The organism is Sphingomonas sp. SP3, assembly GCF_058514305.1.
Genome location: NZ_JBZSOE010000001.1, coordinates 1,955,391 through 1,981,737, shown reverse-complemented (window position 1 = coordinate 1,981,737; position 26,347 = coordinate 1,955,391). Strand labels below are relative to the sequence as shown.

Genomic DNA, 26,347 nt, shown 5'->3' with positions numbered 1-26,347 from the left:
CCCGGGGCGCAGGGAATGAAGGTCGTCGCGACCGGCTTGCTGGTCGCGATGGCCGGCGTGTTCGTGGCCGCGCGTGCGTTCCAGCCCCAATATCCGTGGCTCGCTTATGTGAAGGCGTTTGCGGAAGCGGCGATGGTCGGCGGCCTCGCCGATTGGTTCGCGGTCACAGCCTTGTTTCGCCACCCGCTCGGCCTGCCTATCCCGCACACAGCGATCATCCCGCGCAACAAGGACCGGATCGGCGAAGCGCTCGCCAATTTCCTAAAGGAAAATTTCCTGATCCCGTCGGTGGTCGCGCGGCGGATGCAAAATATCGACGTCGCCGGCGCCACCGGCCGGTTCCTCCAGACGCCTGCGAGCGAGGGCAACCGCATCCGCGCCGGTGCCTCGCGGCTAATCGCCGACATCTTCGAAAGCCTGGACGACGAGCGCTTGGGCGGCATCGTCAAAGGCGCAATTTCTTCGCGGATTCGCAAGATGGAGGTGTCCCCCCTCCTCGGCCATGCGTTGGCGAGCGCGATCAACGAGGATCGCCACGTGCCGATGCTCGAGGCGTCGATCCGTTGGATGGCGCGCGCGCTCGAAGCGAATGAGGAACTGATCCGCCAGATGGTCAAAAAGAAGGCGAACTGGGCGCTGAAGCTCGCCGGCTTCGATGCCAAGCTTGCGGACGCCATCATCGACGGTTTGCGCAAGCTCACGACGGAGATGTCGACCGATCCTGCCCATCCGGTCCGGGTCAAGGCTGAGGAGGCGCTCGCCCAGCTTGCCAACGACCTGCAGACGCGGCCCGAGACGCGCGAGAGGGTCGAGACGATCAAGGAGCAGTTGCTCGACAACAAGTCGGTCAGCCTGTGGCTCGACACGCTTTGGCAGAAGGGCCGCGAAGCGATGATCAAGGCGGCTCGCAACCCCGATGCCGTGCTCGCCGGCAAGCTCGGCGAAGTGCTGAAGTCGATGGGCTCGACCCTGGAGAAAGACCGGCGGATCCGCGCGGCGATCAATCAGTTCGCGCGCCGCGCCGCAGTCGGCATGGCGGCCAGTTACGGCAGCTCGATCGTCAAGCTGGTCTCGGAGACGGTGCGCGGCTGGGATGCGCGAACGGTGACCAACCGGCTCGAGGCCGCGGTCGGCCGCGACCTCCAATATATCCGGATCAACGGAACCATCGTCGGCGGGCTGGTCGGACTCATCCTGCACGTGCTGGACACGATATGAGCGACGAACGGCTCGATATGCTGTCGGAGATGGCCCGAAATCGTGGGCTGAAGCTCGTCCGCTCGCGCGTTCGGTCGCCCGGAAAGCGCCGCTTCGGCCGCGCGGGCCTCACGGATTCCAAAGGCAAATCCGTGTTCGGCATGGACGACAAGGGCCCGATCGGAAAACCCGAGGATATCGAGAGCTATCTTCGCAACCTCGGCGCGTCCGACTGGGGCGCGTCACTCGATGTGGCGGTGCTTCCGCGCAAGCGCAAACCCACGCGCCAGCCGGATGCCGCGAACGACCGCGAACCCCCGGTCGAAAAGCCCAAGACCGCACCGAGGCCGCCCAAACCTCCCAAGCCGAAGCCCGAACCCGTCCTAAAGATCCGCGAAGCGAAGCCGGCCGACGCCGCCGACCTGGTCCGTCTGATGAAGCTCCTCGAACACGACGTCGACGCGAAAGGCGTGCGCAAGCGAATGGCCGCGCTCGCCAAGCAAAAACTTTCGCAACTGGTCGCGACGCTGGACAAGAAGGTGGTCGGCCTCGCCGGCCTCCACGCGATGGTCGCGATCCACCGCGACCGGCCCGTCGGGCGCATCACGATCCTGGTCGTCGATAAGGAAGCCCGCGGCAGCGGCGTCGGAAGAGAGCTCACCCACGCCGCGGAGGCGCTGCTCAAGAAGCTCGGTTGCGGGATGGTCGAGATCACCAGCAACGATCGGCTGACCGCCGCCCACGCTTTCTACCGCCACATGGGATACGAGCGGACCAGCATCCGCTTCATGAAGAAGCTCTAGCCGGTACTGCGCCGCTCGATCGTCGCCCCGACCGCGCTGAGCTTCTCTTCCAGCCGCTCATAGCCGCGGTCCAGGTGATAGACGCGCAGCACCTCGGTCTCGCCCTCCGCGGCGAGGCCGGCGAGCACCAGGCTCATCGATGCGCGGAGGTCCGTGGCCATTACGCTGGCGCCGGTCAGCTTCTCGACGCCGTGAACAATCGCGGAGCGCCCGTGGATGTCGATGTCGGCGCCCATGCGGCGCAGCTCCGGCACGTGCATGTAACGATTCTCGAAGATCGTCTCCTCGAGGAAACTGTCGCCCTCGGCGAGGCACAGCATGGCCATCAGCTGCGCCTGCATGTCGGTGGCAAAGCCGGGGAACGGCGCGGTCGAAACCGCTACCGGCTTCAGCGGCTGGTGCGCGGTGACGCGCATTCCGCGCTCGGTGAACTCGATCGCCAGCCCCGCCTGCGCGAGCACGTTGGTCGTCGCCAGCATCTCTTCGGGCCGGACACCGACGAGGTGCAGCGAACCGCCGGTAATGCCTGCCGCGCAGGCGTAGCTGCCCGCCTCGATACGGTCGGGCATCACGTCATAATCGCAGCCGTGCAGGCCTTCGACGCCGGTGATCGTCAGGTGGGATGAGCCAATGCCGTCGATCTTGCCGCCCATGGCCACCAGGAGGTTGCACAGGTCCACGATCTCGGGCTCGCGCGCCGCGTTGAACAGCTGCGTTTTGCCCTTGGCGAGGACGGCGGCCATCAACGCATTTTCGGTCGCGCCAACGGAGACGACTGGAAAGCTGAAATCGCCGCCGGGGATACGGCCCTTGGGGGCGCTGGCTTTCACATAGCCCGCCGCCAGCTCGATCTCGGCGCCCATCGCCTCGAGCGCTCTCAGGTGCAGGTCGATCGGCCGGTCGCCGATGGCGCAGCCGCCGGGGAGCGACACGGTCGATTCACCCATGCGCGCGAGCATCGGCCCGAGCACCAGGATCGACGCGCGCATCTTGCGGACCATGTCATAGGGCGCAACCGTCGAAGCGATGTCGTCGGCCGTCAGGGTCATTCGGCGCTTCGCCTGGTCGCCTTTCCTGGCGCCGGAAACGCTCGTGGAAACACCAAGCTCGTTAAGGAGGTGACCGAAGCTGTCGACGTCGGCCAGGCGCGGCAAGTTGCCGAGCGTGACCGGCTCTTCGGTGAGAAGCGCGCACGGCAGCAGGGCTAGGGCGCTGTTCTTGGCGCCGCTGATTTGAATTTCGCCTTTGAGGGCGTTGCCGCCCTTGATCCAGATGCTGTCCACCGCCGCGCTTTAGCGTGTGACTTTCGCGTGACAAGCGCAGGTGGAACAGCGCGCGTGGAGGGATTAGAGGTGCGGGATGCTTACCATCGCCCTGCTTGTCGTCTCCAACATCTTCATGACGTTGGCCTGGTACGGACACCTCAAGTTTCCGCACCTGCCCATGCTGACCGCGATCCTGATCGGGTGGAGCATCGCGCTGATCGAGTATTCGTTCGCGGTGCCGGCCAACCGGATCGGCTATGCGCAGGGGTTCAGCGGGAGCCAGCTCAAGGTCATGCAGGAAGTGATCACGCTCGGCGTGTTCGCGGTCTTCGCGGCAATCGTCCTGAAGGAACCGATCGGCTGGCGCTATCTCGGCGCCTTCGCCTGCCTCGCCGGCGCGGCCGCCTTCATGTTCGTCGGCCGGGTCTAAACCCTCAGGCTTTCTCCAGCGTGCACTGAAGCGGGTGCTGGTTCTCCCGCGCGAAGTCGATCACCTGCGTGACTTTTGTTTCGGCGACTTCGTAAGTGAACACACCGCACACGGCGACGCCCTGCTGGTGTACCTGGAGCATCACCCGCGTCGCGTCCTCGATTCCCATGGTGAAGAAGCGCTGCAGGACGAGCACGACGAACTCCATCGGCGTGTAGTCGTCGTTCAGCATCAGCACTTTGTAGTTTGAAGGCTTCTTGGTTTTGGGGCGCGTGCGCGTCGCAACGCCGGTCTCGATCTCGTCGATACCGTCATCGCCGTCGCCGTTCGCGGTCATGTAAGGTCGAATGCTCATTCCACTCTAGAATATGGCAAGCGCAAGAAACGCGGCAAGACGGCATCTAGCAGCATTGGACTTAAAAAAATGGCGGCCGCTCCGGTTACAGGAGCGACCGCCATATCGTTGCCTAACTTAGGAGGGGAGAGGGTCAGGCAACGAGGGTGTTGAAGCGCTCGGCATTGGCCGACGCGCGATTCGAGATCGGCTGGAACGCTTCGCCGGCCAGCTTGACCAGCGATTCGGTCAGCTTCGAGCTCTCGGCGACCGCACGGTCGAACGAGGCGCGGGCGAAATCGCCCTGCAGCTGGAGATATTCCGTCGGCGACTTCGCTTCGGCGAGCGAACGGATCGCGTCCGCGGCCTGCTCGTAGCTGTCACGCTGCTTGGCGACGACGTCCTGACCGAGCGCCTTGGCGCCTTCGGCGGCGACGCGGCTGGCCTCGACCACCGCCTCGACATTCGCCTTGGCGAGTTCGGCCAGTTCGCCAGCGACCTTCTGGGTCTTCTTGGCGAGCTCCTGATTGCGCTCGCTCGCGTCAGCGAAGAACGACTGGAACGGGGCAAAGGCCGGAACGGCGTCGAAGCCCTTGAAGAAATTGTTGTTGGTCACGGTTTCAATCCTTTTCTGAGTGGCGCGCACGGCCTTCCTGGTGGCCTTGCGGGCGGAAATACGGGTCTTGCGGCGGGTGACTTTGGCTGCCTTGGCACGACGCGGCGCAGCCTTGGCGGCAACCGCTTCACGCTTGGCGCGGCGAGCCTTCGAAGCGCGGGTGCGCTTGGCGGTCTTGGCGCTTTCCTCGACGACCGCTTCGATCGTCTCGGCAACCGCTTCGGCAACCTTGGCCGGAGCCTCGGCAACAACCTCAGCTTCAACCTTGGTTTCGTCAGCCATTATGTCATTCCTCCGAATTTGTTGCACTGCACAATAATCATTGCGCCGCACCATTTCAAGCATATTTTTGTGCAGTGCATCATTTCGTCGCGTGACGGCCCCATGTTGACGAAAGCGCTTCACCCGAAGCAAGAGCGGTCATGGACCGTTCGCAAACCGACGCGATCGCTCGCCACCGTCGCGGGCTTTTGATCGTACTTTCGTCGCCATCGGGCGCCGGAAAGACGACGATTTCGCGGATGCTGCTCGACGCAGACGATGAGATTGCGATGTCGGTCTCGGCAACCACGCGCCCAATGCGCCCGGGTGAGCATGACGGGAAGGATTACCACTTCGTCGCCGACGGCGAATTCGATCGAATGATCGCTGAAAATGAGTTCGTCGAATGGGCCACCGTCTTCGGTTACCGCTACGGCACCCCCAAGCAGCCGGTGAAGGACGCGCTTCGCGAAGGCCGCGACATATTATTCGACATCGACTGGCAGGGCGCGCGGCAACTCGAACCCGATTTCAAGGGACAGCTGGTCACGATCTTCCTGCTCCCGCCGTCGATGTCTGAGTTAGAGCAGCGCCTCCGCGCCCGGGGAACCGACTCGGCGGAAGTCATCGCGGACCGGATGCAGCGCGCTTCAGATGAGATCAGCCACTGGGCAGAATATGAATATGTTCTGGTCAACGACGAGATGGACGATTGCCTCGCGCGTGTTCGGGCAATCATCGCGGCGGAGCGCTCGAAACGCGTTCGGCAGACCAGCCTCAATGAATTCGTCCGAAGCCTGATCGGCCCCGAGCACTAAGCGTCCAGCAACTCCAGGAATCGCGCCCCGGCCAGCAATTCGCTGCGCCGGTTCTCGATTGCCCGCTCGGCTTCTTCGTCCGCGCCCCATTGCTCGATCTGCCAGCGCTCATCGATGCTAACCGCGTCCCAGGCCTGGTCGGGGGTGATCGCTCGTTCCAGCAAGGCCAGTCCGGCGACCAGCGAGCCACCGATGGTCACGATCGGCGAAAGGCCGGCGAGGTGGAATGCGTCAAGCGCCTCGACGGCGTGGCTGAGCTGTTCCACCGTTCCGGCGGGTTGCGGGACATGGGTCACGCCCTGCGTGATCGCGAAATCAATGTCGTAGCGGCGGCGTGCCCAGCCGAGCAGTGCGTCCCAGGCCATTTCCTGCACTGAGGCGAGCTCGCGCGGCCCGGTCGCACGATAGCAGGTGAGGTCGGATTCGGCGTAGCGCGCAAGGCCGCTCGCAAAAGTCGACTTATCGGCCGCAACCCGGTCGATCGCGGCGTTGGCAAGCCCGGTCAGCGGCATGGCGCCAGGGTCGATGTCGCCGTCGACCGCACGCCACTCATCGGCAATCGCTTCGGCCAAGGTCTCGGTCGGCACGGCCAGCGCGGCGCGCGCGGGTGTCTTCACCGGGCGCCCGTCGAGCAGCACGCCGAAGCCACCGTCGCCGGCCTCGACATCCACGTCTTCCCAGAAGCGTTTCACTGGGCGTCGCGGTCCCGCTCGTCCCAGGCGCGCTTCAGCAGTTTGGGCGCGAACAGGCCGTCGATCACGCCCATGATTGCGACGATGGCGCCGACCTGAGGCCACCCCCCGGGACGAAGCAGGTCGGTGTAGATAATCGCGATCCCGAGGAAGAAGACCGCGAGGCCGGCGGCCCGGACCGCTGTGTAGGCCAGCAGCCGGTTGCGGGCTTTGATGTCATCCATCGACATGGCTCCTGACCAGTTTGAGAACGTCGCCGGGCTCTTCGGCAACGGCCACCGCGCCGGCGTCCATCAGCTCCTGCGCGTCGTGATAGCCCCAGGCGACCCCGATCCCGCGAGCGCCCGCCGCCACCGCCATCGCCATGTCGAAGCTGGTGTCGCCGACAACGATCGTCAGCTCGCGCGACGCGCCGGCATCCGCGATTGCCTGCTCGACCATCGACGGGTGCGGCTTGGACGGGTGCCGGTCGGCCGTTTGCAGCGAAATGAAGCGCGCGTGCAGCCCATGTTCGTCGAGGCAATGCTTGAGGCCCCGGTCCGACTTGCCGGTCGCGACCGCGAGCAGCCAGCCATCAGCTTCCAAAGCGTCGAGCAATTCGAGCACGCCATCGAACAGCGGCTCCTCAACCTTGCCGGCGGCGCGCAGCCGCTGGAACACCAGCTTATAGTCTTCGGCCAGCCGATGGTGTTGCTCCGCCGATCCCTCGGGCACCAGCATCGCCATCGCCTCAATCAGGCTGAGGCCGATCACCCGCCGCGCCACTGACGACCGCGGGATCTCGAGCCCGTGCTCGGCAAAGGTTTGGCGCAACGCCGCGTGGATCGTGCCGCCGCTGTCGACCAGGGTCCCGTCGCAGTCGAAAACCGCCAGCTTATTCGTCACGCGCCGCCATTTCTGCGATCGCCGCCACAATGTCCTCGCGACCCGCGGCGCGCTGGCCCGCGATCGTCGCATCGAGGTCCGCGCGCTTTTTGTGCTGGTTGAACTTGCGGGTGCCGCGAACGTCGCTTGGATCGACCTCGAAACCGACCAGCGCCTTGGTCATCGCTGCGAACGCGCTGTCGTCCATCTTTGACCGGGTCCACGGCTTGTCCGGCGAGAAGCGGCCTTCCATCTCCGCGCTCAGGCCATCGAGCTGGTCGACCAGCTCCTCGTGCGAGAGCCGGCGCGCAGGCCCTTCAACCTCGACCGATTCATAATGCCAGGTCGGGACCTGGTTGGTCGACACGTACCAGTTGGCGCTGTGATAGGAATCGCGGCCGAGGACGCTGATCAGCGCGCTCCGGCCACCGAGATGATCGACGATCCGGTTGCGCCGCCCGAGGTGGAAACGGACCTTGCCCTCGGCCGTGACAAGAACGGGCGCGTGGGCCACGAACAAGCCCGCGTCCGACGCGGCAAAGATGTGTGCGAATGCTTGTTGGCCGACGAAGCGCAGCATCGCTTCCCGATCGGTCCAATCAAAGGTGCCGCCCGGATGCATTAGCGCTTGCCCCGCGGTTTTGGTTTGGCTTTTCCTTGCGAAGACCCCCGCGACCGTCGTTCCCCGCGGCGCTCGCGTCGCCGCGTCTTGGCCGCCGCCGCAATCTTGCGCTGTTTCGCCTCGGGCGAGGCCTTCGGCTGCTCGAGCGGCATCATATCGCCGGCCATCGGCTCGAAGCCCAGGGTCGACAGGCTTTCGGCGAAGTGCGGCGGCAGTTCGGCCGTCACGTCGATCTTGCCGCCGCCCGGCGCATCGATGCGAATGCGCCGCGCATGTAGGTGGAGCTTGCGGCTGATCCCGCCAGTCAGGAACGAGTCCGGCCCGCCATATTTAGCATCGCCGACGATCGGGTGGCCAATTGACGCCATGTGCGCGCGCAGCTGGTGCGTACGGCCCGTTAGCGGTTGCAGCTCGACCCAGGCGGCGCGGTTGCCCGCCCGGTCGATCAGCCGCCACTTCGTCTTGGCCGGAAGTCCATGCTCTTCGCTGATATGCATCTTCTCGCCGCCGGTGCCGGGCTGCTTGGCGAGCGGCGCGTCGATCATCCCCTCGTCGGGCGACAGGTCGCCGACCACCAGCGCCCAATAGACCTTGCGAGCGGTGCGGCCCGAGAAGGACTTGGAGAAATGCCCAGCGGCGCGCGCGGATCGAGCGACCAGCAACGCGCCCGACGTGTCCTTGTCGAGCCGGTGGACCAACTTCGGGCGTCCGCCGTCATCGGCGAGCCCGTCGAGCAGCCGATCGAGATGCTGGTGCGTTTTGGTCCCGCCTTGCGTCGCAAGGCCCGGCGGCTTGTTGAGCACAAACGCGTTCGCGTCCTGGTGGATGACCATGTCGCGGACCATCTGCTCTTCTTCTTCCGTCAGGGGGTCGCGCTTCGGCTGCGGCCGCCCGCTCCGCGCGGGCTGCGTGTCGAGCGGCGGCAGGCGGATCTCCTGCCCCGCTTCGATCCGGTCGCCAGGCACAGCGCGCTTTCCCGCCAGCCGTAGTTGCCCGGTCCGTGCCCAGCGCGACACGAGGTTGAAGCTGACGTCGGGCATGTGTCGCTTGAACCAGCGATCCAGGCGGATGCCGTCGTCATCGTCATCGACAGTGAAAGTTCGCTCAGCCATTGCGCGGGCTGCTTATCCGCGCTTCTCCCAATAGTCGAACGCTTGGGTCTGGACCTTGCGGATCAGCTTGGCCGCCTTGGGCCCTTCCCACAGCCCTTTGTAGCCATGCTTCTTGGCGCCGCCGATCCACCAGCCCTGACCCGGCAGCCCATCGGACTGGCGTACCACCAGGACCGCGAGCTCAGGCTCGCCGCGCTCCGCCGTTTCATCGTCGACGAAGGTCAGCACCTTGCACAACTGCCGCATCTTCGGCCGCGAGAATGCGTGACCGAGCAACCCGAGCACTTCCGAATATGTGATTGACTGACCGGCCTTCGCCGAGGCGACCAGAATCGCGCGAACCTCCTGCGGATCGGCGAGCAAACCAGCGGCGTCGTTCACCCTTCCGGCTGTTGCGCGACCGGAGTCAGCTCGAACACGTCGAGCTTCGAGGTGCTTTGCGGCCAGGGGATCACCAGCCGCCATTTGAACGGGCCGATCCGCTCGAGCACACCGGCCATGTCGCGCTTGGGGTCGTCGCTGTAGGCGAGCGGCTGCTGCTCGTCGCCAAGCGCAAGGCTACCGAGGAAGACCAACCGTGTCTGGTCGTCGTCCTCCCACAACCGACCGGCGGGTCGCTGGCTTCCGGTTTGCTTCACGATCGACAACAGATCCTCGTCCACCTCGACGTAGCAGAAGAAGGGTTTGAAGCTCTCGTAAGGCTTGCTCTTGGTCGTCGCCTTGCCGAGCTTGATCAGCCGGCAGTTATAACTGCCCGGCGTCGGCGCGGGCCGGGCGAGCGCCGCGCGAGGCATCAGCAGCTTTCCCTCACGGCGGATATCGGCGGCGTTGGACCTCTTGGCGTCGGCCAGCGCTTCCTGCCAGGCGAGGCCCAGCCGCGCGAGGCGGTCCTGGTCGGGAACGGTCGCGAGGTGTTTCCAGATCTCAGACTTCAGCGGGGCACCGACCTCGACACTTGGCTTCACACCGGGCGGCAGCTTGGGCTTCAGTGCGCAGCCCGCCAACAGCGCGAGCGCCAGAGCGCCTCCGATGGCGGCAGCCGATTTACGGAATTGACCCACCCTTGAACGCCCCTTTGTCATTCCGCCACCAAACTGACAGTGCGCCGCTACAGTTTCAACAAAGGCGATGTTCATCATCTCCTTTCATGCAGCGCTCGCCGCGTCTAGGCGCACCCGTAATGAACGCACCAGCAGCCAAAAAGCTCGATCACCCGCGCGCCGGATTCGTCCTCGGCCTCTCCGCTTATGCGCTGTGGGGCGTCCTCCCGATCTACTTCAAGCTGATCAAGGCGGTCCCGGCGTTCGACATCGTGGCCCACCGCGTGCTCTGGTCGCTGCCCTTCCTGGCCCTCCTCATTTTCATTTCAAAGGGATGGGACAAGGTTCGGGCCGCCGTAACCCGGCCACGAACGCTCGGCATTCTCACTGTTACCGCGCTGCTAATTGGCGGCAACTGGCTGCTCTACGTCTATGCGGTCACTAGCGGGCACATCCTCGCGGCGAGCTTCGGTTATTACCTGAACCCGCTCGCCAACGTGCTGCTTGGCCGGTTCGCCCTCAAGGAGCGGCTGAGCAAGCTGCAGTGGGCGGCGGTTGCAATCGCAGCCGCGGGCATCTCCGTTCTTGCCGCCGGCGCGCTCAGCCAATTGTGGATCAGCCTTACGCTTTGCATCACCTTCGCTCTCTATGGCCTTCTGCGGAAGGTGGTCCCGGCCGATTCGATCACGGGCCTCGGCGTGGAAACCGCACTCCTGTTCCCGGTCGCCATCGCCTGGCTCGCCTGGCAATGGGTCGCGGGCCAGCCGGTCATGGGCTTCAACCAGCACCAGGCGATGCTCCTGCTGCTCGCCGGCGTCGTGTCGACCACTCCATTGTTGCTCTTCACGGCCGCGGCGAAGCGCCTGCCCTATTCGACCATGGGGATGCTGCAATTCATTGCCCCGACCCTGCAGTTCATGATTGCGGTTCTGCTCTACGGGGAGCCATTCAAAGCCACCCACGCCGTCGCCTTCGCGGCGATCTGGACCGCGCTTGCGCTTTACGTCGTGGCAATGGTGCGCAAGCCGCGGCTGCCCCAAGCGCCGGAATGATGCTAGGCAACCGAGATGTTTAATCTCGTGTCCCTGATCATCGGCTTCGTCGCGATGATCTTCGCCGCCATTGCCTTCCTACCTTTGCTCGGTTGGGCGAACTGGCTGATCATTCCCCTCGCCATCATCGGCGCGGTCGTCGGCATGGTTTCGAGCGGCACGGCCGGGCGAAACCTCAACCTGTTCGTAATTGTGATCGGCGTCGTCCGCCTGATGCTCGGCGGCGGCATTCTCTAGCCGCGACTAGCGCGCCTTCACGTAGCTCCCGGGCGCGTCCTCGATTGCCTCGAGCTTGCCCTTTCCGGGCACCCGCGCGCCCTCCGCCTTTACGGTCGATCCGTCGATCCGCTTCAGCCAGACGAGCCAGTCCGGCCACCAGCTCCCCTTATGTTCCTCGGCCTTGTCGACGAATGCCTGCAAGGTGGCCGCGGGCTGCTCGTTGACCCAATATTGGTACTTCTGCGCAGCCGGCGGATTGACCACGCCCGCGATGTGGCCCGACCCCGCGAGCACGAACCTTTTCGGACCGGTGAAATGGTCCATGATCTTCCACACGCTTTGGGGTGGAGCGATATGATCTTCGCGACCGGCCTGGACGTAAGTCGGGGTCGCAACGGCGTCGATATCGATCGCGGTCCCGGCGACCGAGATGCCGCCTTTCACCGCCAGCTTGTTCCCCTTGTAGAGATTCTCGAGATAGTCGCGGTGCCAGCTTGCCGGCAGGTTGGTCGTGTCCGAATTCCAGTGCAGCAGGTCGAACGGCGCCGGCTCGTCGCCGAGCAGGTAGTTATTGACGACATAATTCCAGATGAGGTCGCGGCCGCGCAGCAGGTTGAAGGTCGCGGCCATGTAACGGCCGTCGAGATAGCCCTTCTCCTTGGTCAGTTGGTCAAGTAGCGACATGGTCTCGTCACCCGTGAACAGTTTGAGGTCGCCGGCCTCCGCGAAGTCGACCTGCGCCGTGAAGAAGGTCGACGATTTGACCTTGTCCGCCTCGCCCTTCGATTGGAGGTAAGCGAGCGTCGCCGCCAGCGTCGTGCCCGCGACGCAATAGCCGATCGCATTTACGCCATCGACGCCGAGCAGGTCGCGGATCGTGTCGATCGCGTCGATCTGGCCGTTCAGCACATAATCGTCGAGCCCGGCCTCGGCGATGGTTTCGTCGGCCGATTTCCAGCTGACCATGAACAACGAGATGCCCTGGTCGACGCACCATCTGACGAAGCTTTTTTCGGGCGTGAGGTCGAGGATGTAGAAGCGGTTGATCCACGGCGGGAAGATCACGACGGGAGTCGTCATCACCTCGTCGGTCGTCGGCGTATACTGGATCAGTTGGTAGAGCTTGGTCTGCTTGACCACCTTGCCGGGCGTCGTCGCAAGGTTGCGCCCGACCTCGAACGCGCCCGCCTTGGTTTGCGTAAGTTGCCCCGCGGCAATGTCCTTCAACATGTTGGCGAGGCCCTTGAGCAGATTCTCGCCGCGGCTTTCGAGCGTGCGCTTCAACACCTGCGGGTTGGTGACCGCGAAGTTCGACGGGCTCATTGCATCCACGAAGCTGCGCGTGGCGAAGCGCATCTTCTCGCGCATTTCCGGATCGAGGCCCTCGATCTCGTCGACCGTGCCGAGCAACTGGTCGGACACCCGCAAATAGGTCTGGCGGATGGTGTCGAAGATCGGGTTTTCGCGCCATTCGGGCGCTGCGAAGCGCCGGTCCTTGCGCTCCTTTTCGTCGCCGGCCCCGCCGACGGGGACCCCGCCAAGCATCTTGCCCCACGTCTCAAGCCCCTTGGCCCAGGCCTGCGCGCCCGCCGTCATCAGTGCCATCGGATCGGCAGCCGGCTGCGCTTCGCCGAATCCGAAAGCGCTTGGGTTCATTCCGGGGAACGGCTGGTCCTTCTTCAGGCTGTCGGCCCAGAATTCCATCAGCATCTGCTGGGCGCGGCCCATCACCAAGGTCCAATGCTGCCAATCCTCAAGGCTGGGGATCGCGTTGCCCATGTTCGTGTCTTCCGCCATCGCCGCTATGTAGGCGTCATGCAGGTATCGTCGCAAATCCCGACAGCATTGGTGGCGCTCGATTTTTTCGGAATCGCGGTGTTCGCGATCTCCGGCGCGCTGGTCGCGGCGGAGAAGCGGCAGGACTTCTTTACCTTCGTCTTCTTCGCGGTGGTGACCGGCGTCGGCGGCGGCACACTGCGCGATCTGCTCATCGGCGCGCCCGTGTTCTGGGTACGTACCAATGCGACATTGCTGATCTGCCTCGGCGCAGCAGCGCTCGTGTGGTTCGCCCGCCGGCGGCGTTTCGCCGGCAAGGCGCTGCTGTGGTCCGACGCGGCCGGCATGGCGGCCTATGCGGCCTACGGCTCGGCGAAGGCGCTAGGCTTTGGCGTTGCGCCGGTTCCGGCGTTCGCGATGGGGGTGCTCACCTCCTGTGTCGGGGGCATCATCCGCGACGTGCTCGCCGGCGAGCCTTCGGTGCTGATGCGGCGCGAGCTCTACGTCACGCCCGCGGCGCTTTCCGCCGGTCTCTATGTCGCGGCGATCCTGCTGGGCCTCGATATTTGGCCAGCGGCGGGACTTGCGATCGTCGCCGGATTTCTGCTGCGCGGCGCGGCGATCACGCGCGGCTGGTCCTTGCCGGCCTATCGCGATTAAGCTCGCCGCCATGCGCGCTGCCCTAGTGTTCCTGCCCCTGGTGCTGACCGCCTGCGCGACGATCCCGCCGCAACTCGCCGCCCGCGCCGAAGCCGGTATCGCGTTCGATTCTCGCGGCGAGATCGCCAGCTATGCCGATGGCTTCGCCGACCGCCAGGCTGGCCGCCGCATCACCATCGACGATCCCGCCCGCGTCGCCTCGGTCACCAAGCTCGTCGTCGCAATCGGCGTGATGAAGCTGGTCGAGGCGGGCAAGCTCGACCTCGGCCGCGACGTTTCCGACTATCTCGGCTGGTCCCTGCGCAACCCCAGTTTCCCCGACCAGCCGATCAACCTGCGCAAATTGCTCAGCCACACGAGCTCGGTTCGCGAGCATGACGACAATTACGTGCTTCCGCTTGGCGCGTCGCTCCAGGTGGCGATGCAGGATCCGGGCGAGTGGGACCATGTGCACGGGCCGGCCGCCAATTACCTCGCCTACACCAACATGAACTTCCCGATCGTCGCCTCGGTGGTTGAGCGCGTGACCGGCGAGCGCTTCGACCTGTGGATGCGCCGCAATGTGCTCGAACCGATGAAGGTCGATGCCTGCTTCAACTGGGCGACGTGCGGCGGCGCCCTGATCGCTCGCGCGGTCGAGCTCGACGCGCCCGACGGCAAGCCGCTCAAGGACGACCTCCACGGCGTTCGGCCGGCCTGCCCGGTCGCAGTCAACGATGGCGACGCCTGTGACCTCGGCCGTTGGAAGCCCGGCGAGAATGGCGCGATGTTCTCGCCGCAAGGCGGGCTTCGCATCTCGGTTCGCGGCCTGTCGCGTATCGGCCGGATGCTGCTGAACCGTGGCACCCTCGACGGCGTGCGAATCCTCTCTCCGGAATCGGTCGACACCATGTTGACCCCGCTTTGGCGCTACGACGGCAGCAATGGCGCCCGCGACGGCGAGACTACGACCATCTGCGCCTACGGCCTGTCGACGCAGACTATCCCCAACTACCGCCCAGGCTGCCCCGACGACCCCGGGACAAAGGGTGCGACATTGGTCGGCCACGCGGGCGACGCCTATGGCCTCCGCTCGGGCATCTGGATCGACCGGGCGCGCGGCGTCGGCATTGCCTACTTCGTTACCGCCGTGCCCGACGATCCGCCGGAGGCCAGCGCCTTCGCGCCCGCGGAGACCGCCGCGTTCCGCCGCAGCTACGCGCTCTTGCCGCGCTAGGCGCGCGACGCCATGAGGCGCGGCGATGGACACTGATTTCTACCGCATCCGCCGGCTTCCGCCCTACGTCTTCGCCGAAGTGAACGCGATGAAGGCCGCTGCAAGAGCGCGCGGCGAGGACATCATCGACCTCGGCATGGGCAACCCCGATGGCGCGCCGCCGAAGCATGTCATCGACAAACTCTGCGAAGTAGCGGCGAAGCCCACCGCGCACCGCTACTCGGCGAGCCGCGGCATCCCCGGCCTGCGCAAGGCCCAGGCGAACTATTACCAGCGCCGCTTCGGCGTGACCGTCGATCCCGACAAGGAGGTCATTGTCACGCTGGGATCAAAGGAGGGTCTGGCCAACCTCGCGCAGGCGATCACGGCGCCCGGCGACGTCGTCCTCGCACCCAACCCGAGCTACCCGATCCACACCTTCGGCTTCATCATCGCCGGCGCCGCGATCCGCTCGATCCCGGCCGCTCCCGGCGACGATTTTTTCGTCCGGCTCGAGCGCTCGATGCACTACAGCGTGCCGCGGCCCAAGGTGCTGGTGGTCGGCTACCCGTCGAACCCCACCGCTTATGTCGCCGACCTCGCCTTCTACGAGCGGCTTGTCGCCTTTGCCCGCGAGCATGACCTGATCGTCATTTCGGACTTGGCTTATGCCGAGATCTACTTCGGCGACGAGCCGACCCCGTCGATCCTGCAGGTCGACGGCGCGAAGGATGTCGCGGTCGAGTTCACCTCCATGTCTAAAACCTACTCGATGGCCGGTTGGCGGATGGGGTTCGCGGTCGGCAATGCCAAACTGATCGAGGCGCTGACGCGTGTAAAATCTTACCTCGATTATGGCGCGTTCACGCCGGTCCAGGCGGCTGCTTGTGCCGCATTGAACGGTCCCCAGGACATTATCGAGGCGAACCGCAATCTCTACCGGAAGCGCCGCGACGTACTTGTCGAAAGTTTCGGCCGCGCCGGCTGGGACATTCCCGTGCCGCAGGCGTCGATGTTCGCGTGGGCGCCGATCCCGGAGCAGTTTCGCGATTTGGGCTCGATGGAATTCGCCAAGCGCCTTCTCACCGAAGCCCACGTCGCGGTCGCTCCGGGCGTCGGTTTCGGCGAGGAAGGTGAAGGCTTTGTCCGCCTTGCGCTGGTCGAGAATGAGCAGCGACTTCGCCAGGCGGCGAAAGGCATCAAGAAGATGCTCGGCACTTAGAAGCGCTTCGAGATTCCGGCGTAGAACTCGATATCCGGGGTCTGCTTGTTGAGGCCGAAGTTCGCGCCGGCATCGACCTGCACAGCGCTGTTCACGAGATAAGCGATCGAGCCATCCGCGCTCGCCTGCTTGCCGGTGCCTGCCGGATCCCAGTCCCATTGGCCCCACAAGTCGCCCGACACATTGAGCTTATCAGTCACCTGCCAGCCCAGGCTGACGACTTGCGCCATCGCCGCATGATGTCCGCGCCCGTCCCCATCCGCGGCCCAGTCGAGCTCGGGCGTCAAGCCAACGCTTAGCGGCGACCGGGCAATCGAAAAGCCGATTGGGATGAGCAACCCTGCCTCCCACTTGCCGTTGCCGAGCGAATGCTTGGCGGTCGGGATTTTCACCACCGGAAGCAGCGCCGCCTGAATGTGCGAGTCATTGTTGGTGAGCTGCTGTTTGTAGCCGACCGTGATGTCGCCAAAACCCGATGCGCGGTCATGGAGACTGCCGGCCTTGCTGGTCGCGCGCTGCCACGGCGTCACATCGACTTCGATGTCCGATCGGTCGGTCAGCCCATATTTGAAGGTCGTCTCGCCGATCGCCAGCGACGTATCGCGCTCGCCGGCATTTTTCTGCAGGCTCCAGTCGGCAAGGCCCGTTTCAATCTGGAAGCGCCCGGCCGGCACTGTGCAGGGTGGCGTCGACTTCCCCGGCCGCGCCGCGCAGATCGGTGCGTCCTCAGCGTGCGCGACTGCGGCCGCCCCAAGCGTCGCCACGCCAAACATCAATCGTGTGAAAGCCCCCATGCGGCTTGTCTGCGCCGAAGCCACTTATTCGTCGAGAGGGAGGGAGGTGAAGTTCATGAAAACTTCACGCACCCTCCATCGATTCATACGCCTTTATTACGGACGCACGGCAATCGCTTCGATCGAGATCAGCAGGCCCTTGGGCAGTTGCGTGATCGGGACCGCCCGCGTCGGCGGATTCTTCGGAAAATATTCGCCGAACAAGTCATTCAGCACGGGAAACTGCGATGCATCCGCTAGGTAGATCGTCGTCTTGGCCACGTCCGTCATGCTGAGGCCGGACGCTTCGACCACATTCTTGATATTTTCGAATGCTTGCCGCGCCTGCGCTGCGAACTCGCCGGAAACGCTGCCGTCGGCAGCAAGGCCCGCCTGCCCGGAAATGAAGACCAGTTCGCCGAAGGCGCCGACCGCCTGGGAATAGGGTCCCAGCGCGGCCGGCATATCTGCACTCTCGATCACTCGCTTGGGCATCAAGCGGCTTTCAGCTGTACGGAACTGGTCCGGTTCATCAGCACGCCGAGCACCAGCGCGATGACCAGCAGGAACGGCACGTCGCCGACGAGATGACCTTTCATCATCGGCGTACGGAATGCTTCCCATCCCATGACCAGCGCGTGAGCGACGCTCGACCAGACGACGAACCAGATCAGCGACGCGTTGGCCGCGGGGTCCTTGGCCGCCCGGATCATGAAAACGCCGAGCACCACGTAAACCCCGGCGATCATCATGAAATAATCGCTCGAGGCGGGGCTTCCCTCATGCCACGCCCAGCCGGACGGCCAGATGATCAGCATGGCGTAGAGCGAACAGAATGCGAGTCCGAAGACGATCAGCGCGACGGACAACAAAGGATTGCTTTTGGACATGTCTGTCCTTTCTTGGAGAGGTTCGTGGAGAGGTTACGCTTACTTCGACCGGGGGACGCCGGGAGAGGTCGCAACCGGGACCAGCTCACCGCTGTCGATGTCGTAGAAGAAGCCGAAAATGTCCACCGACTTGGGTGTACCGGGTTGGTCGCGGATGAGTTGCACGTCGCTCTTCAGCGACTGCTCGTAATCGGTGATGCACAGCGCCTCGCGCGGGAAGGCATGCGCGATGTCCGCTTCCTGCTCGTGCCGGAACGCGTCGATGATTCCGTCCGCGGTGAACGTCGTGGCGCCGCAATAGCTGTGGTGGACGACGACGATATTCTCGATCCCGAAGAGATGCTGGGCGACGGCGATCGACCGCAGCGCGTCGAACGCCCGTCCACCGGCAACTACGATCGGAAACACTGTCGCGGTCGACGCGACCTTCAAGCCCTGGTCGTCAAACAGGATTTCGCCGGGGTAAACGTCTCCCAGTCGCTCGGCCACGAGCTCGGGAATTCGCGCCGCGCGTGGATCGTAGCAGTAAATCACCACGGTTTTCAGGGGCACGGCGTGGGAGAAAGCCTCGCGCACGGCGGCTTCGTCGAAGCCCTTCGTGGAGCTGAAGGCAAATTTGGTTAGATCGTTCATGCTGCACCTTTAGTGTATATGCACATATGTTAAGATAACGCGGTACTGGATTGAGATACGACTAGCCGGCTGAACGGGCGGCGGAAGCGATTGCTGCCGATGAACGACGAACGGTCGCGACGCCGGCTTCGCCCAGGATTCGCTCCATTTCGGCCTGCGCACGCTCCCAGTGTCCGACTGCCTGGCCCAGGACCTGCGACCCCGCCGTGCTCAGCCGGACCAAACGCGTGCGTCCTTCTGTCACGCTAGCCACAAGGCCGCGCGCCTCGAGCGGCCGCAGGTTCCGGGTGAGCGTAGTGCGGTCCATTCCAAGCTCGTCGGAAAGCGCGCTGATCGACAGCTCTTCCTTCGCGGCGATCGTCACCAAGACCTCAACCTGGGATGGGCGGAGCCCGGTCGCGCGCATCTCGTCGTCATAGAAGCGGGTGATCGCGCGCGCCGCCGCGCGCGTCCGCTTGCACAGGCAGCGGTCGAGTACCGATTGCGCGACTTGAGAGACTTCCGACGACATGATGCGTGTATATGCACGTACGATTGGTGCGTCAATCAAGTATCAGCGGCGGCCCCGTTCTCCTCTGGGTGCCACGACGATCTGCTCGCCCGGGCGCGCGTCATGGCTCTGCGCCCTCACCTTCGCGAACTCGGAGTTCGGGTTCCACTGCGGCCAGTCGCGGCTGTTCGAGATGCGCGCGCCGATTGCGTAGAACAGCTCGGCCTCCTGCTTGGCGCCTTCGAGGTTCCAGCTCGACGACCAGGCGTCGCAGGGCTGGTGGTAGCATTTGGCGGTGAAGGCATCGAGCCAGCGGTTGCCCGCCACGCGCCCGCCATCCTTCATGTCGTAAGCGCCGGCAAGCGCCATATCGAGCAGCACCGGTACGCCGCGCTTGGCGAGCGAGAAATGGTCGGCGCGATAGAAGAGGCCGCGCTCCGGATGGCTCTCGGGTGTGACGTAGCGGCCCTGCGCCTTCGCCTCTTCTTCCATGTAGCGCTCGAGCTCGCTCTGCCCGCGCCCGACCAGCACCGCATCGTTCACCGGTCCCGCAAACTGGAGCGTGTCGAAGGTCAGGTTCGCGGCCATGGTCTCGTGCGGATAAAGCGGATGCTGCGCGTAATATTCGCTGCCGAGTAGCCCGCGTTCCTCGCCCGTCCATGCCGTGAACAATAAGGTGCGCTGCGGCCGCGGGCCTGACGCAAACTTGCGCGCCACCTCGATCATCGCGGCGAGGCCGAGTGCGTCGTCGGCAGCGCCCGGGCGGACTGTACGGCCTTCAGCGTCGGGCGCGCCGATCCCGTACGCATCCCAATGCCCGCCATAGCTCACCGTCTCATTCGGATAGGCGGAGCCGGTGAGCTTGCCGATCACGTTGAGGCTGGTCAGGCGCGTGAGCTCGACCGGCGCTTGTGCGGAGAAGGTCGCGTGGAGGTCGATTGGCTTAAACGCGGCGCTCCGCGCCTGCCGCTTCAAGGTTTCATAATCATAGCCCGCGCGCTTCAGCAGGGCTTCGGCGGCCGGCCGCTGGATCCAACCCTGCAGAAGCACCGGCTGCTGCGCGCCCTGCGGGAGCACTATATTGAAGTTTTCGCCCATCGCAGACTGGACGACGTTCCAGCCGTAGCCCGCGCCTGCGGTCTCGTGGATGATCAGCGCCGCGATCGCCCCGCGCCGCGCGGCCTCGTCATATTTGTAGGTCCAGCGCCCGTAATAAGTCATTGTCTGGCCGCCGAACTTGCCCGCAACCGGGTCGCCCGCCGCGGCCTCGAAGTCCGGATCGTTGACCAGGATCAGCGCGACCTTGCCCTTGAGATCCTGTCCTTTGAAATCGTCCCAGTTCCGCTCCGGCGCGTTGACCCCGTATCCGACGAACACGATCGGCGCGTTGGCGATCCGCGCCTCATTCGTGTCGCGCACGGTGCTCAGGTAAATGTCGTCGGGAAAACGCAGCGCCGTCGTCGACGCGCCCTGCTTCACCGAAAAGCTCATCGGCGACTGCAGCTTGGTGCGGATCATCGGCACCGTCTGGGTCCAGGTTCCGTTCTCTCCGCCCGGTTCCAGCCCCGCCAAGTGGAACTGCTGGATCAGGTAGGTGATCGTCTTCTCTTCGCCCGGCGTGCCCATCGACCGGCCCTGGAAATCTTCGGAAGCCAGCACGCGCGTGACCTCGCTCATCCGCTCGGTGCTGATGTCGGCTGGGTCTACATGCGGCATTGCCGCCGGCAGTTCGGGCGGTCCGTTATGATCGGCCGGCAGCAACTGGGGAGCCTCGTGCGTCGCGCAACCCGCGAGCAGCGACATTGTCGCGAAAGGCAGCCAGGTCCGCATCATAATCCTCCAATCCGCCCCGCTCGCCTAACGGCTCTGTCGGCCTTTCGGTCCTGATCCCGCGACCTTTCGATAAGTGTCGAGCACGCTTTGCGACGCCGCGTCCCAATCGAACTGTGCGCTCGCTTCCCGCGCGGCCATCCCGAGCGTCTTCCGCTTCTGCGGCTCGCGGGCCAGCTCAGCAATCGCCGCCACCGCTTCGCCCTCATCCCGATAGAGTAGGCCGGTACCTCCATCCTCGACCAGCGCCCGCGCGCTGTCGGCGTCAGCGCAGACGACCGCGAGGCCCGACGCCATCGCTTCCAGCACGACATTGCCGAACGCTTCGGTCCGGCTTGGCTGGAGCAGGATGTCAGCGCTTGCGACAGCACGACCGAGAGCCTCATTATCAAGATGGCCGGTAAGCACTGCGCCCCCGAGCGAGTCGAATGCGTTCCGCGCCGGCCCTTCCCCGACGGCCAATGCGCGGACCTTGATCCCCTGATCGCTCAGGCGTCGCACCACGTGCACGAATTCCTCGGTGCCTTTCTCAAGGACCAACCGCCCGAAGAACAGGAGGACCACATCCTGGTCGTCCCAGCCTTTTGATCGTCGCCAGCCGGCGTCTCGCCGCGCCGGGTTGAAGCGTTTGCGGTCGACGCCGCGGCTCCACAGGCTGACATGATCATCGCCACGCAGCGCCTTTATTTCGCCGATCGTGGCGGGCGTCGGAACCAGCACATGGTCCGCGCGACGATAGAAGCGGCGCAGGTGCGCTTCCGCCAGCGGTTTCGCCCAGCCCGCGCCATAATGTTCGAAATAGGTCTCGAACCTGGTGTGAAGGCTCGCGACGATCGGCGCGCCCATGCGCTTCGCCAGCGTCTGCGCACGCGTGCCGAGGATGTCGGGCGTCGAGACATGCAAGACCTCGGGCGAAAAGCCCGCGATGTCGCGGCGAATGCCTTTTGGGATACCGAGCGCCAGCCGGAACTCGCCGCGCACCGGCAATCGCACGGACGGTACGGGGACCAGCTTGCCTTCCGGCTCGAATGCCGGCGTGTCGGTGACAGGCGAATAAACCCGCACTTCATGGCCCTGGCGCTCTGCCAGTCCCACCATCTTGTTCAGTGCCTGGTTCGCGCCTTCGCGCACATAATTATAATTGCCGGAGAAGAGCGCGATCCGCATCGCTTACAGCCGACGGAAATTGAGGATCGCGTTGAGCAGGAACACGGCGAGGCCGGCAACGACCGAAACCAACGTCCTCGCCACCAGGTAATTGATCGGCGTCCAGCGGATCATCGCCGCAAACAGGATAAGCGTGATCGCGAGCCCTACGCCCGCGTTGACCAGGAAGTAGAAATAGCCGGTGGCAACGTGCCGGTCCGTGCCGCGAAAGATCCACGTCCGGCCCAACGCGTAGTGGATCGAGTTGGCCGCGACGAAGGCCACTGCCGCGGCCACGACCTTGTCCAGCTCCGATTCGGTGACCAGCAGCCATAACAAGGCCAGGTCGAACGCGAACACGCCGCAGCTGACGACCGTGTTGCGCGCGAGCATGTTCGCGGCGTGGCGCGACCAAATCCGACGCAGCAGCCCAGCTTCGGGAACGGGCCGGCCGGCCATGCCTTCGCTCAGGCTGCGCGTGCCGTGATTGGCGACGAGCGTCGTACCGCTTCGCCCTGGTCAGCGAACCTGGTGCTCCGCTTCAGCCGCGGGTGAACGAATAGGAACGGCAGCTTCAGGAACAGTAGTTCCGAATGGATGAAACTGTCGACCGCCCGCTCCCACCATTTGGCGTTGCGCACGCCATTGGCGGCAAGCCAGTCGTCATAGGGCTGCCAGTGGCTCGGCTCATCCTGCTCGATGATGTCGAAGATTTTCGCCAGCTGCCGATCGCTCCGCACGTGCGAATTGCGCAGCAATATCTCGACCTGCTTGTAGCCGCGTTTTTCCGTCAGCGAGATGACCCGGCAAAGCCGGCCGAACAGATCCTCGTCCTCAACGACTTCGCGCTTGTCGAGATCGTCGATCTTCTTCCCGAACATGATTTCGACGAAGCGGTCGATGTGGCCGAACGCGCTGTCGACCGCCAGCGGCATCATCCCGCGCCGTTCGAACCAGCGGCGGAACATCAAATAATGCTTTCGCTCGTCGGCTCGGTGTTTCTCGATCCGGTCGATCAGCTCGCTATTATCCGGCCAGCGCCACTGCACTGCCGCGAGGAGGTCGTCGATGGCGGTGTAACCGCGGTGCTCGTTGTAAATGTAGATCGACCCGAGAACATCCAGGTATCGATTCCGGAACCATGTACGCATGCCCACGGGCTAGAGGTCGATCACCCCGGGCGCAAGGCTGCTGGTCGATGCGCCGGCCGGTTGTGGCACTGCGGTCAATCCACAGGAAAAAATGCGTTAACCATCATTTACCCGCTTGCGTCTGATTTCAGTTGAGGCACAATAGGTAGTAGCGCGAGAGGGGGAACTCTCAATTACTGGTGTTCGGCGCCGGAATCACTATATTCCGGTGACGGGCGCGCTCGTCCCCGATTTCCACAGGGGACGGGAGTGAAAAAGCCCCGTCGAGCGCGAAAAGAGGCTAGGATGCCGGCCATGGCTCCGAGTCGAACAATTGCAGAACAAACGACCCATGAACGGGTCGCGGAAGGACGGGGTAGCGCGATGGATTTTTCGACCAGCTCAGAAGTACCGAGCGATGACGTTTCGACCACCGTGTCCGCATCCAAGCGCGTCGATGCGCCCAAGTTCGACGTCAAGACGGATTCCGAGCGCGACGCGCTCCTGACGGAGTTCGGCAAGGATACGCTGAAGGACCGCTACCTGCTCCCCGGCGAAAGCTATCAGGACTTGTTCGCGCGCGTCGCTGCTGCTTACGCCGATGACGACGAGCACGCCCAGCGCGTCTACGATTATATCTCGAAGCTGTGGTTCATGCCGGCGACCCCGGTGCTGTCGAACGGCGGAACGGGCCGCGGCCTCCCCATCAGCTGCTACCTCAACAGCGTATCCGACAGCCTCGAAGGCATCGTCGGCACCTGGAACGAGAATGTCTGGCTGGCGAGCCGCGGCGGCGGCATCGGCACCTACTGGGGCCACGTCCGCGGGATCGGTGAGCCCGTCGGCCTCAACGGCAAGACCAGCGGCATCATTCCGTTCGTCCGCGTGATGGACAGCCTGACCCTGGCGATCAGCCAGGGCTCGCTCCGGCGCGGTTCGGCTGCTTGCTACCTCGACATCTCGCACCCGGAGATCGAGGAGTTCCTCGAGATCCGCAAGCCGAGCGGCGACTTCAACCGCAAGGCGCTCAACCTCCACCACGGCGTGCTCATCACCGACGAGTTCATGCAGGCGGTGCGCGAAGGCAGCGAGTTCACGCTTCGCTCTCCGCGCGACGGCTCGGAGCGGAGCACGGTCGACGCCCGCTCGCTGTTCCAGAAGCTGGTCGAAACCCGCCTCGCGACCGGCGAGCCGTACATCATCTTCATCGACCAGGTGAACCGGTCGATGCCGAAGCATCACCGCGACCTCGGCCTCAAGGTTTCGACCTCGAACCTCTGCTCGGAAATCACGCTCCCGACCGGCAAGGATCATTTGGGCGCGGACCGCACCGCGGTCTGCTGCCTGTCGTCGCTCAACCTCGAAACCTGGGACCAGTGGAACGGCGACAAGCAGTTCATCGAGGATGTGATGCGCTTCCTCGACAATGTGCTCAGCGACTACATAGCCCGCGCGCCGGACGAGATGGCGCGCGCCAAATATTCGGCGGAGCGCGAGCGCAGCGTCGGCCTCGGCGTGATGGGCTTCCACTCCTTCCTCCAGGCGCGCAATATCCCGTTCGAAGGGGCGATGGCCAAGAGCTGGAACCTCAAGATCTTCAAGCATGTCCGCGCGCAGGTCGACCAGGCGTCGATGATGCTGGCGAAGGAGCGCGGGCCGTGCCCCGACGCCGCCGACATGGGCGTGATGGAGCGCTTTTCGTGCAAGATGGCGATCGCGCCGACCGCGTCGATTTCGATCATCACCGGCGGCACGTCCGCCTGCATCGAGCCGATCCCGGCTAACATCTACACCCACAAGACTTTGTCGGGCAGCTTCTCGATCAAGAACCCGTACCTTGAGAAGATGCTCAAGGAGAAGGCGAAGGACAGCGCCACGGTGTGGAATTCGATCCTGGAGAATGGCGGGTCGGTCCAGCACCTCGACTTCCTGACGCAGGAAGAAAAGGACGTGTTCAAGACCAGCTTCGAGATCGACCAGCGTTGGCTGATCGAGCTTGCCGCCGACCGCACGCCGTTCATCGACCAGGCGCAGTCGCTGAACCTGTTCATCCCGGCCGACGTCGACAAGTGGGACCTGATGATGCTCCACTTCCGCGCGTGGGAGCTCGGCATCAAGTCGCTCTATTACCTGCGTTCGAAGTCGGTGCAGCGCGCGGGCTTTGCCGGCGGGGTCGAGGCGGACAACACGCCCGAGCTCAAGGAAATCCAGCTCGCCTCCTCGACCGATTATGACGAGTGCCTGGCATGCCAGTGATCTCCGACCGCACCCGCAAGTTTGCCAAGCGGGCCGGCATGGTCGTGCTCGGCCTCGTTGCGCTCGACCTCGCCGCAGGCGCGGCAGCGGTCGTGCTCGGCCTGACAGTGCTAAAGCGGTGACGATGGGCCTGTCCTCTGGGCGAATGATCGAGCTGGTTGCGGCGGTGATGTTCCTCATCGCCGCCGTCTGGCTTTATCGCCGAAAGGACGGGGCCGACCCGCAATATGGCAGCCAGGGCGCGGTGCTCCTGCTCGTTGTCGGCGTGATCATGGCCATCCACGCGCTTGGCGGGCTCGATTATCACCCGAGCGAGAGCGAACTCGACGCGCTGAAGGGTCAGGGTCGATGATCTTCACCATGCTCCTCCTGGTGCCCGTCGCGGCCCTCCTGTGGCTCGCTTTGGTGTCGCACAGCGGAATCCCCAAGCGCGTCGGCGCGATCGCGGCAGCGGCGGTGACCGTTGCGGGCGCGCTGTCGGTGCCGCCGATGGTCCCTGACGAGCTCGGCAGCTACCGCATTTCGTCGGTGCGCGACGTAACTGCGATCGCAGCCGCCGCGACCGGCAGCATTTATCTGCTGCTGTGGACCAGGATCCACCGCGGCCGCGGGCGCAACCGCACGCTTGCCTCGATTGCCGCGATCATCGGGCTCGTGCCGATCCTCGCCGCCCTCGCTGCGGCTTTCTACGCGGCGCGCGGCTGATGCGGCGTTTTGCTCCCCTCCTCGCAGTTTTCGCGCTTAGCGCCTGCGCAGCGACGCAGGATGCGGCGGCCGTCGCGCCCGGAGCGCCCGGCTTCCTCCTCGGCCTGTGGCACGGCTTCATCTTCCCGGTCGCCTGGATCGTCTCGCTCTTCACCAGCCAGGTCGCGGTCTACGCGGTGCCCAACAACGGCGGCTGGTACGATTTCGGCTATTTCCTCGGCATCGTCGTGTTCGGCGTCGGCGCCCGCAAGTCCCACGTCGTCTATCGCGACAACGTCATCAACGTTCGCGCGCGCAGAATTCAGGAGTAACGCAC

34 protein-coding genes are annotated in these 26,347 nt (G+C 64.5%); 14 read left to right on the top strand and 20 right to left on the bottom strand.

Annotated features, from left to right (window positions below):
- Positions 1–15 precede the first annotated feature (15 nt).
- Together AC4K8G_RS10305 and AC4K8G_RS10300 are read left to right on the top strand one after the other, a co-directional pair.
- Positions 16–1,218 (top strand): DUF445 domain-containing protein, encoded by a 1,203-nt coding sequence (locus AC4K8G_RS10305; protein WP_491734060.1) that lies wholly within the window; start codon positions 16–18, stop codon positions 1,216–1,218.
- On the top strand, positions 1,215–2,000 hold the full coding sequence (locus AC4K8G_RS10300; protein ID WP_491734059.1) for a GNAT family N-acetyltransferase: 786 nt from the start codon (positions 1,215–1,217) through the stop codon (positions 1,998–2,000). The genes AC4K8G_RS10305 and AC4K8G_RS10300 overlap by 4 nt, the downstream gene beginning before the upstream one ends.
- On the opposite strand, the gene murA is transcribed toward AC4K8G_RS10300, so the two are convergent.
- Positions 1,997–3,283: a UDP-N-acetylglucosamine 1-carboxyvinyltransferase gene (murA, locus tag AC4K8G_RS10295; protein WP_491734058.1), complete on the bottom strand. Its 1,287-nt coding sequence runs from the start codon at positions 3,281–3,283 to the stop codon at positions 1,997–1,999. The two genes, AC4K8G_RS10300 and murA, sit on opposite strands and share 4 nt — an antisense overlap.
- A 76-nt stretch (positions 3,284–3,359) precedes the next feature.
- Between murA and AC4K8G_RS10290 the strand changes: the two genes are divergently transcribed.
- A complete protein-coding gene (locus AC4K8G_RS10290) occupies positions 3,360–3,695 on the top strand; it encodes a DMT family protein (protein WP_491734057.1) in 336 nt (111 codons plus the stop codon).
- A gap of 4 nt (positions 3,696–3,699) precedes the next feature.
- Here the strand turns inward: AC4K8G_RS10290 and clpS are convergent, their stop codons facing one another.
- Together clpS and AC4K8G_RS10280 are read right to left on the bottom strand one after the other, a co-directional pair.
- Positions 3,700–4,050 (bottom strand): ATP-dependent Clp protease adapter ClpS, encoded by a 351-nt coding sequence (gene clpS / locus AC4K8G_RS10285; protein WP_491734056.1) that lies wholly within the window; start codon positions 4,048–4,050, stop codon positions 3,700–3,702.
- A 133-nt stretch (positions 4,051–4,183) separates the two neighbouring features.
- Complete coding sequence (locus AC4K8G_RS10280) at positions 4,184–4,927, bottom strand: phasin family protein (RefSeq protein WP_491734055.1); 744 nt, start codon at positions 4,925–4,927, stop codon at positions 4,184–4,186.
- Between the two features lie 140 nt (positions 4,928–5,067).
- Here AC4K8G_RS10280 and gmk point away from each other — a divergent pair, with 140 nt between their 5' ends.
- Positions 5,068–5,724 carry a guanylate kinase gene (gmk, locus tag AC4K8G_RS10275; protein ID WP_491734054.1) on the top strand — a complete coding sequence of 219 codons (657 nt, stop codon included), beginning with the start codon at positions 5,068–5,070 and terminating at the stop codon, positions 5,722–5,724.
- On the opposite strand, the gene AC4K8G_RS10270 is transcribed toward gmk, so the two are convergent.
- The 7 genes from AC4K8G_RS10270 to AC4K8G_RS10240 are packed head-to-tail and all read right to left on the bottom strand — an operon-like array spanning position 5,721 to position 10,075.
- Positions 5,721–6,416 (bottom strand): ATP12 family chaperone protein, encoded by a 696-nt coding sequence (locus AC4K8G_RS10270; RefSeq protein WP_491734053.1) that lies wholly within the window; start codon positions 6,414–6,416, stop codon positions 5,721–5,723. The two genes, gmk and AC4K8G_RS10270, sit on opposite strands and share 4 nt — an antisense overlap.
- The gene (locus tag AC4K8G_RS10265) at positions 6,413–6,640 is read right to left on the bottom strand and encodes a hypothetical protein (protein ID WP_491734052.1); all 228 of its coding nucleotides are present in this window, start codon (positions 6,638–6,640) and stop codon (positions 6,413–6,415) included. The genes AC4K8G_RS10270 and AC4K8G_RS10265 overlap by 4 nt, the downstream gene beginning before the upstream one ends.
- Positions 6,633–7,301, bottom strand: coding sequence for an HAD-IA family hydrolase (locus tag AC4K8G_RS10260; protein ID WP_491734051.1), 669 nt, complete (start codon positions 7,299–7,301; stop codon positions 6,633–6,635). The genes AC4K8G_RS10265 and AC4K8G_RS10260 overlap by 8 nt, the downstream gene beginning before the upstream one ends.
- Positions 7,291–7,902, bottom strand: a complete 612-nt coding sequence (locus tag AC4K8G_RS10255) for an FMN-binding negative transcriptional regulator (protein WP_491734050.1) — start codon at positions 7,900–7,902, stop codon at positions 7,291–7,293. Before AC4K8G_RS10255 ends, AC4K8G_RS10260 begins: the two co-directional genes overlap by 11 nt.
- Complete coding sequence (locus tag AC4K8G_RS10250; RefSeq protein WP_491734049.1) at positions 7,902–9,014, bottom strand: RluA family pseudouridine synthase; 1,113 nt, start codon at positions 9,012–9,014, stop codon at positions 7,902–7,904. The genes AC4K8G_RS10255 and AC4K8G_RS10250 overlap by 1 nt, the downstream gene beginning before the upstream one ends.
- 12 nt (positions 9,015–9,026) lie before the next feature.
- A complete protein-coding gene (locus AC4K8G_RS10245) occupies positions 9,027–9,395 on the bottom strand; it encodes a ribose-phosphate pyrophosphokinase (protein ID WP_491734048.1) in 369 nt (122 codons plus the stop codon).
- Complete coding sequence (locus AC4K8G_RS10240) at positions 9,392–10,075, bottom strand: DUF4893 domain-containing protein (RefSeq protein WP_491734047.1); 684 nt, start codon at positions 10,073–10,075, stop codon at positions 9,392–9,394. Before AC4K8G_RS10240 ends, AC4K8G_RS10245 begins: the two co-directional genes overlap by 4 nt.
- 119 nt (positions 10,076–10,194) lie before the next feature.
- Here AC4K8G_RS10240 and rarD point away from each other — a divergent pair, with 119 nt between their 5' ends.
- Positions 10,195–11,106, top strand: coding sequence for an EamA family transporter RarD (gene rarD / locus AC4K8G_RS10235; protein WP_491734046.1), 912 nt, complete (start codon positions 10,195–10,197; stop codon positions 11,104–11,106).
- 15 nt (positions 11,107–11,121) lie between these two features.
- Entirely contained in the window at positions 11,122–11,343 is a 222-nt protein-coding gene (locus AC4K8G_RS10230) for a hypothetical protein (RefSeq protein WP_491734045.1), read from the top strand.
- A gap of 6 nt (positions 11,344–11,349) precedes the next feature.
- Here the strand turns inward: AC4K8G_RS10230 and AC4K8G_RS10225 are convergent, their stop codons facing one another.
- Positions 11,350–13,122, bottom strand: a complete 1,773-nt coding sequence (locus AC4K8G_RS10225; protein ID WP_491734044.1) for a PHA/PHB synthase family protein — start codon at positions 13,120–13,122, stop codon at positions 11,350–11,352.
- Between the two features lie 18 nt (positions 13,123–13,140).
- Between AC4K8G_RS10225 and AC4K8G_RS10220 the strand changes: the two genes are divergently transcribed.
- From AC4K8G_RS10220 to AC4K8G_RS10210, 3 genes are read left to right on the top strand one after another with little or no spacing between them, the layout of a single operon-like run.
- Complete coding sequence (locus AC4K8G_RS10220; protein ID WP_491734043.1) at positions 13,141–13,761, top strand: trimeric intracellular cation channel family protein; 621 nt, start codon at positions 13,141–13,143, stop codon at positions 13,759–13,761.
- Between the two features lie 10 nt (positions 13,762–13,771).
- Positions 13,772–14,977 carry a serine hydrolase domain-containing protein gene (locus AC4K8G_RS10215; protein ID WP_491734042.1) on the top strand — a complete coding sequence of 402 codons (1,206 nt, stop codon included), beginning with the start codon at positions 13,772–13,774 and terminating at the stop codon, positions 14,975–14,977.
- Between the two features lie 25 nt (positions 14,978–15,002).
- Complete coding sequence (locus AC4K8G_RS10210; protein WP_491734041.1) at positions 15,003–16,178, top strand: LL-diaminopimelate aminotransferase; 1,176 nt, start codon at positions 15,003–15,005, stop codon at positions 16,176–16,178.
- Here the strand turns inward: AC4K8G_RS10210 and AC4K8G_RS10205 are convergent.
- The 9 genes from AC4K8G_RS10205 to AC4K8G_RS10165 form a co-directional block, all read right to left on the bottom strand.
- On the bottom strand, positions 16,175–16,942 hold the full coding sequence (locus AC4K8G_RS10205; protein ID WP_491734040.1) for a transporter: 768 nt from the start codon (positions 16,940–16,942) through the stop codon (positions 16,175–16,177). The genes AC4K8G_RS10210 and AC4K8G_RS10205 overlap by 4 nt on opposite strands.
- 126 nt (positions 16,943–17,068) lie before the next feature.
- Positions 17,069–17,434 (bottom strand): RidA family protein, encoded by a 366-nt coding sequence (locus AC4K8G_RS10200; RefSeq protein ID WP_491734039.1) that lies wholly within the window; start codon positions 17,432–17,434, stop codon positions 17,069–17,071.
- Between the two features lie 11 nt (positions 17,435–17,445).
- Positions 17,446–17,841 (bottom strand): DUF6632 domain-containing protein, encoded by a 396-nt coding sequence (locus AC4K8G_RS10195; RefSeq protein ID WP_491734038.1) that lies wholly within the window; start codon positions 17,839–17,841, stop codon positions 17,446–17,448.
- 39 nt (positions 17,842–17,880) lie between these two features.
- Entirely contained in the window at positions 17,881–18,474 is a 594-nt protein-coding gene (locus tag AC4K8G_RS10190; RefSeq protein ID WP_491734037.1) for a carbonic anhydrase, read from the bottom strand.
- 61 nt (positions 18,475–18,535) lie between these two features.
- The gene (locus tag AC4K8G_RS10185) at positions 18,536–18,985 is read right to left on the bottom strand and encodes a MarR family winged helix-turn-helix transcriptional regulator (protein WP_491734036.1); all 450 of its coding nucleotides are present in this window, start codon (positions 18,983–18,985) and stop codon (positions 18,536–18,538) included.
- 42 nt (positions 18,986–19,027) lie between these two features.
- Complete coding sequence (locus tag AC4K8G_RS10180; protein ID WP_491734035.1) at positions 19,028–20,797, bottom strand: M28 family metallopeptidase; 1,770 nt, start codon at positions 20,795–20,797, stop codon at positions 19,028–19,030.
- Positions 20,798–20,821: 24 nt separating this feature from the next.
- Entirely contained in the window at positions 20,822–21,961 is a 1,140-nt protein-coding gene (locus AC4K8G_RS10175) for a glycosyltransferase family 4 protein (protein WP_491734034.1), read from the bottom strand.
- A 3-nt stretch (positions 21,962–21,964) separates the two neighbouring features.
- Positions 21,965–22,399, bottom strand: a complete 435-nt coding sequence (locus AC4K8G_RS10170; protein ID WP_491734033.1) for a GtrA family protein — start codon at positions 22,397–22,399, stop codon at positions 21,965–21,967.
- Between the two features lie 8 nt (positions 22,400–22,407).
- Complete coding sequence (locus AC4K8G_RS10165) at positions 22,408–23,091, bottom strand: ferritin-like domain-containing protein (protein ID WP_491734032.1); 684 nt, start codon at positions 23,089–23,091, stop codon at positions 22,408–22,410.
- A 363-nt stretch (positions 23,092–23,454) separates the two neighbouring features.
- Between AC4K8G_RS10165 and AC4K8G_RS10160 the strand changes: the two genes are divergently transcribed.
- From AC4K8G_RS10160 to AC4K8G_RS10140, 5 genes are read left to right on the top strand one after another with little or no spacing between them, the layout of a single operon-like run.
- Positions 23,455–25,326, top strand: coding sequence for a ribonucleoside-diphosphate reductase subunit alpha (locus AC4K8G_RS10160; protein WP_491734031.1), 1,872 nt, complete (start codon positions 23,455–23,457; stop codon positions 25,324–25,326).
- Positions 25,317–25,448: a hypothetical protein gene (locus AC4K8G_RS10155; protein ID WP_491734030.1), complete on the top strand. Its 132-nt coding sequence runs from the start codon at positions 25,317–25,319 to the stop codon at positions 25,446–25,448. The genes AC4K8G_RS10160 and AC4K8G_RS10155 overlap by 10 nt, the downstream gene beginning before the upstream one ends.
- A gap of 2 nt (positions 25,449–25,450) precedes the next feature.
- Positions 25,451–25,678, top strand: coding sequence for a hypothetical protein (locus tag AC4K8G_RS10150; RefSeq protein ID WP_491734029.1), 228 nt, complete (start codon positions 25,451–25,453; stop codon positions 25,676–25,678).
- Positions 25,675–26,031, top strand: coding sequence for a hypothetical protein (locus AC4K8G_RS10145; protein WP_491734028.1), 357 nt, complete (start codon positions 25,675–25,677; stop codon positions 26,029–26,031). The genes AC4K8G_RS10150 and AC4K8G_RS10145 overlap by 4 nt, the downstream gene beginning before the upstream one ends.
- Complete coding sequence (locus AC4K8G_RS10140; RefSeq protein ID WP_491734027.1) at positions 26,031–26,342, top strand: hypothetical protein; 312 nt, start codon at positions 26,031–26,033, stop codon at positions 26,340–26,342. Before AC4K8G_RS10145 ends, AC4K8G_RS10140 begins: the two co-directional genes overlap by 1 nt.
- Positions 26,343–26,347 lie beyond the last annotated feature (5 nt).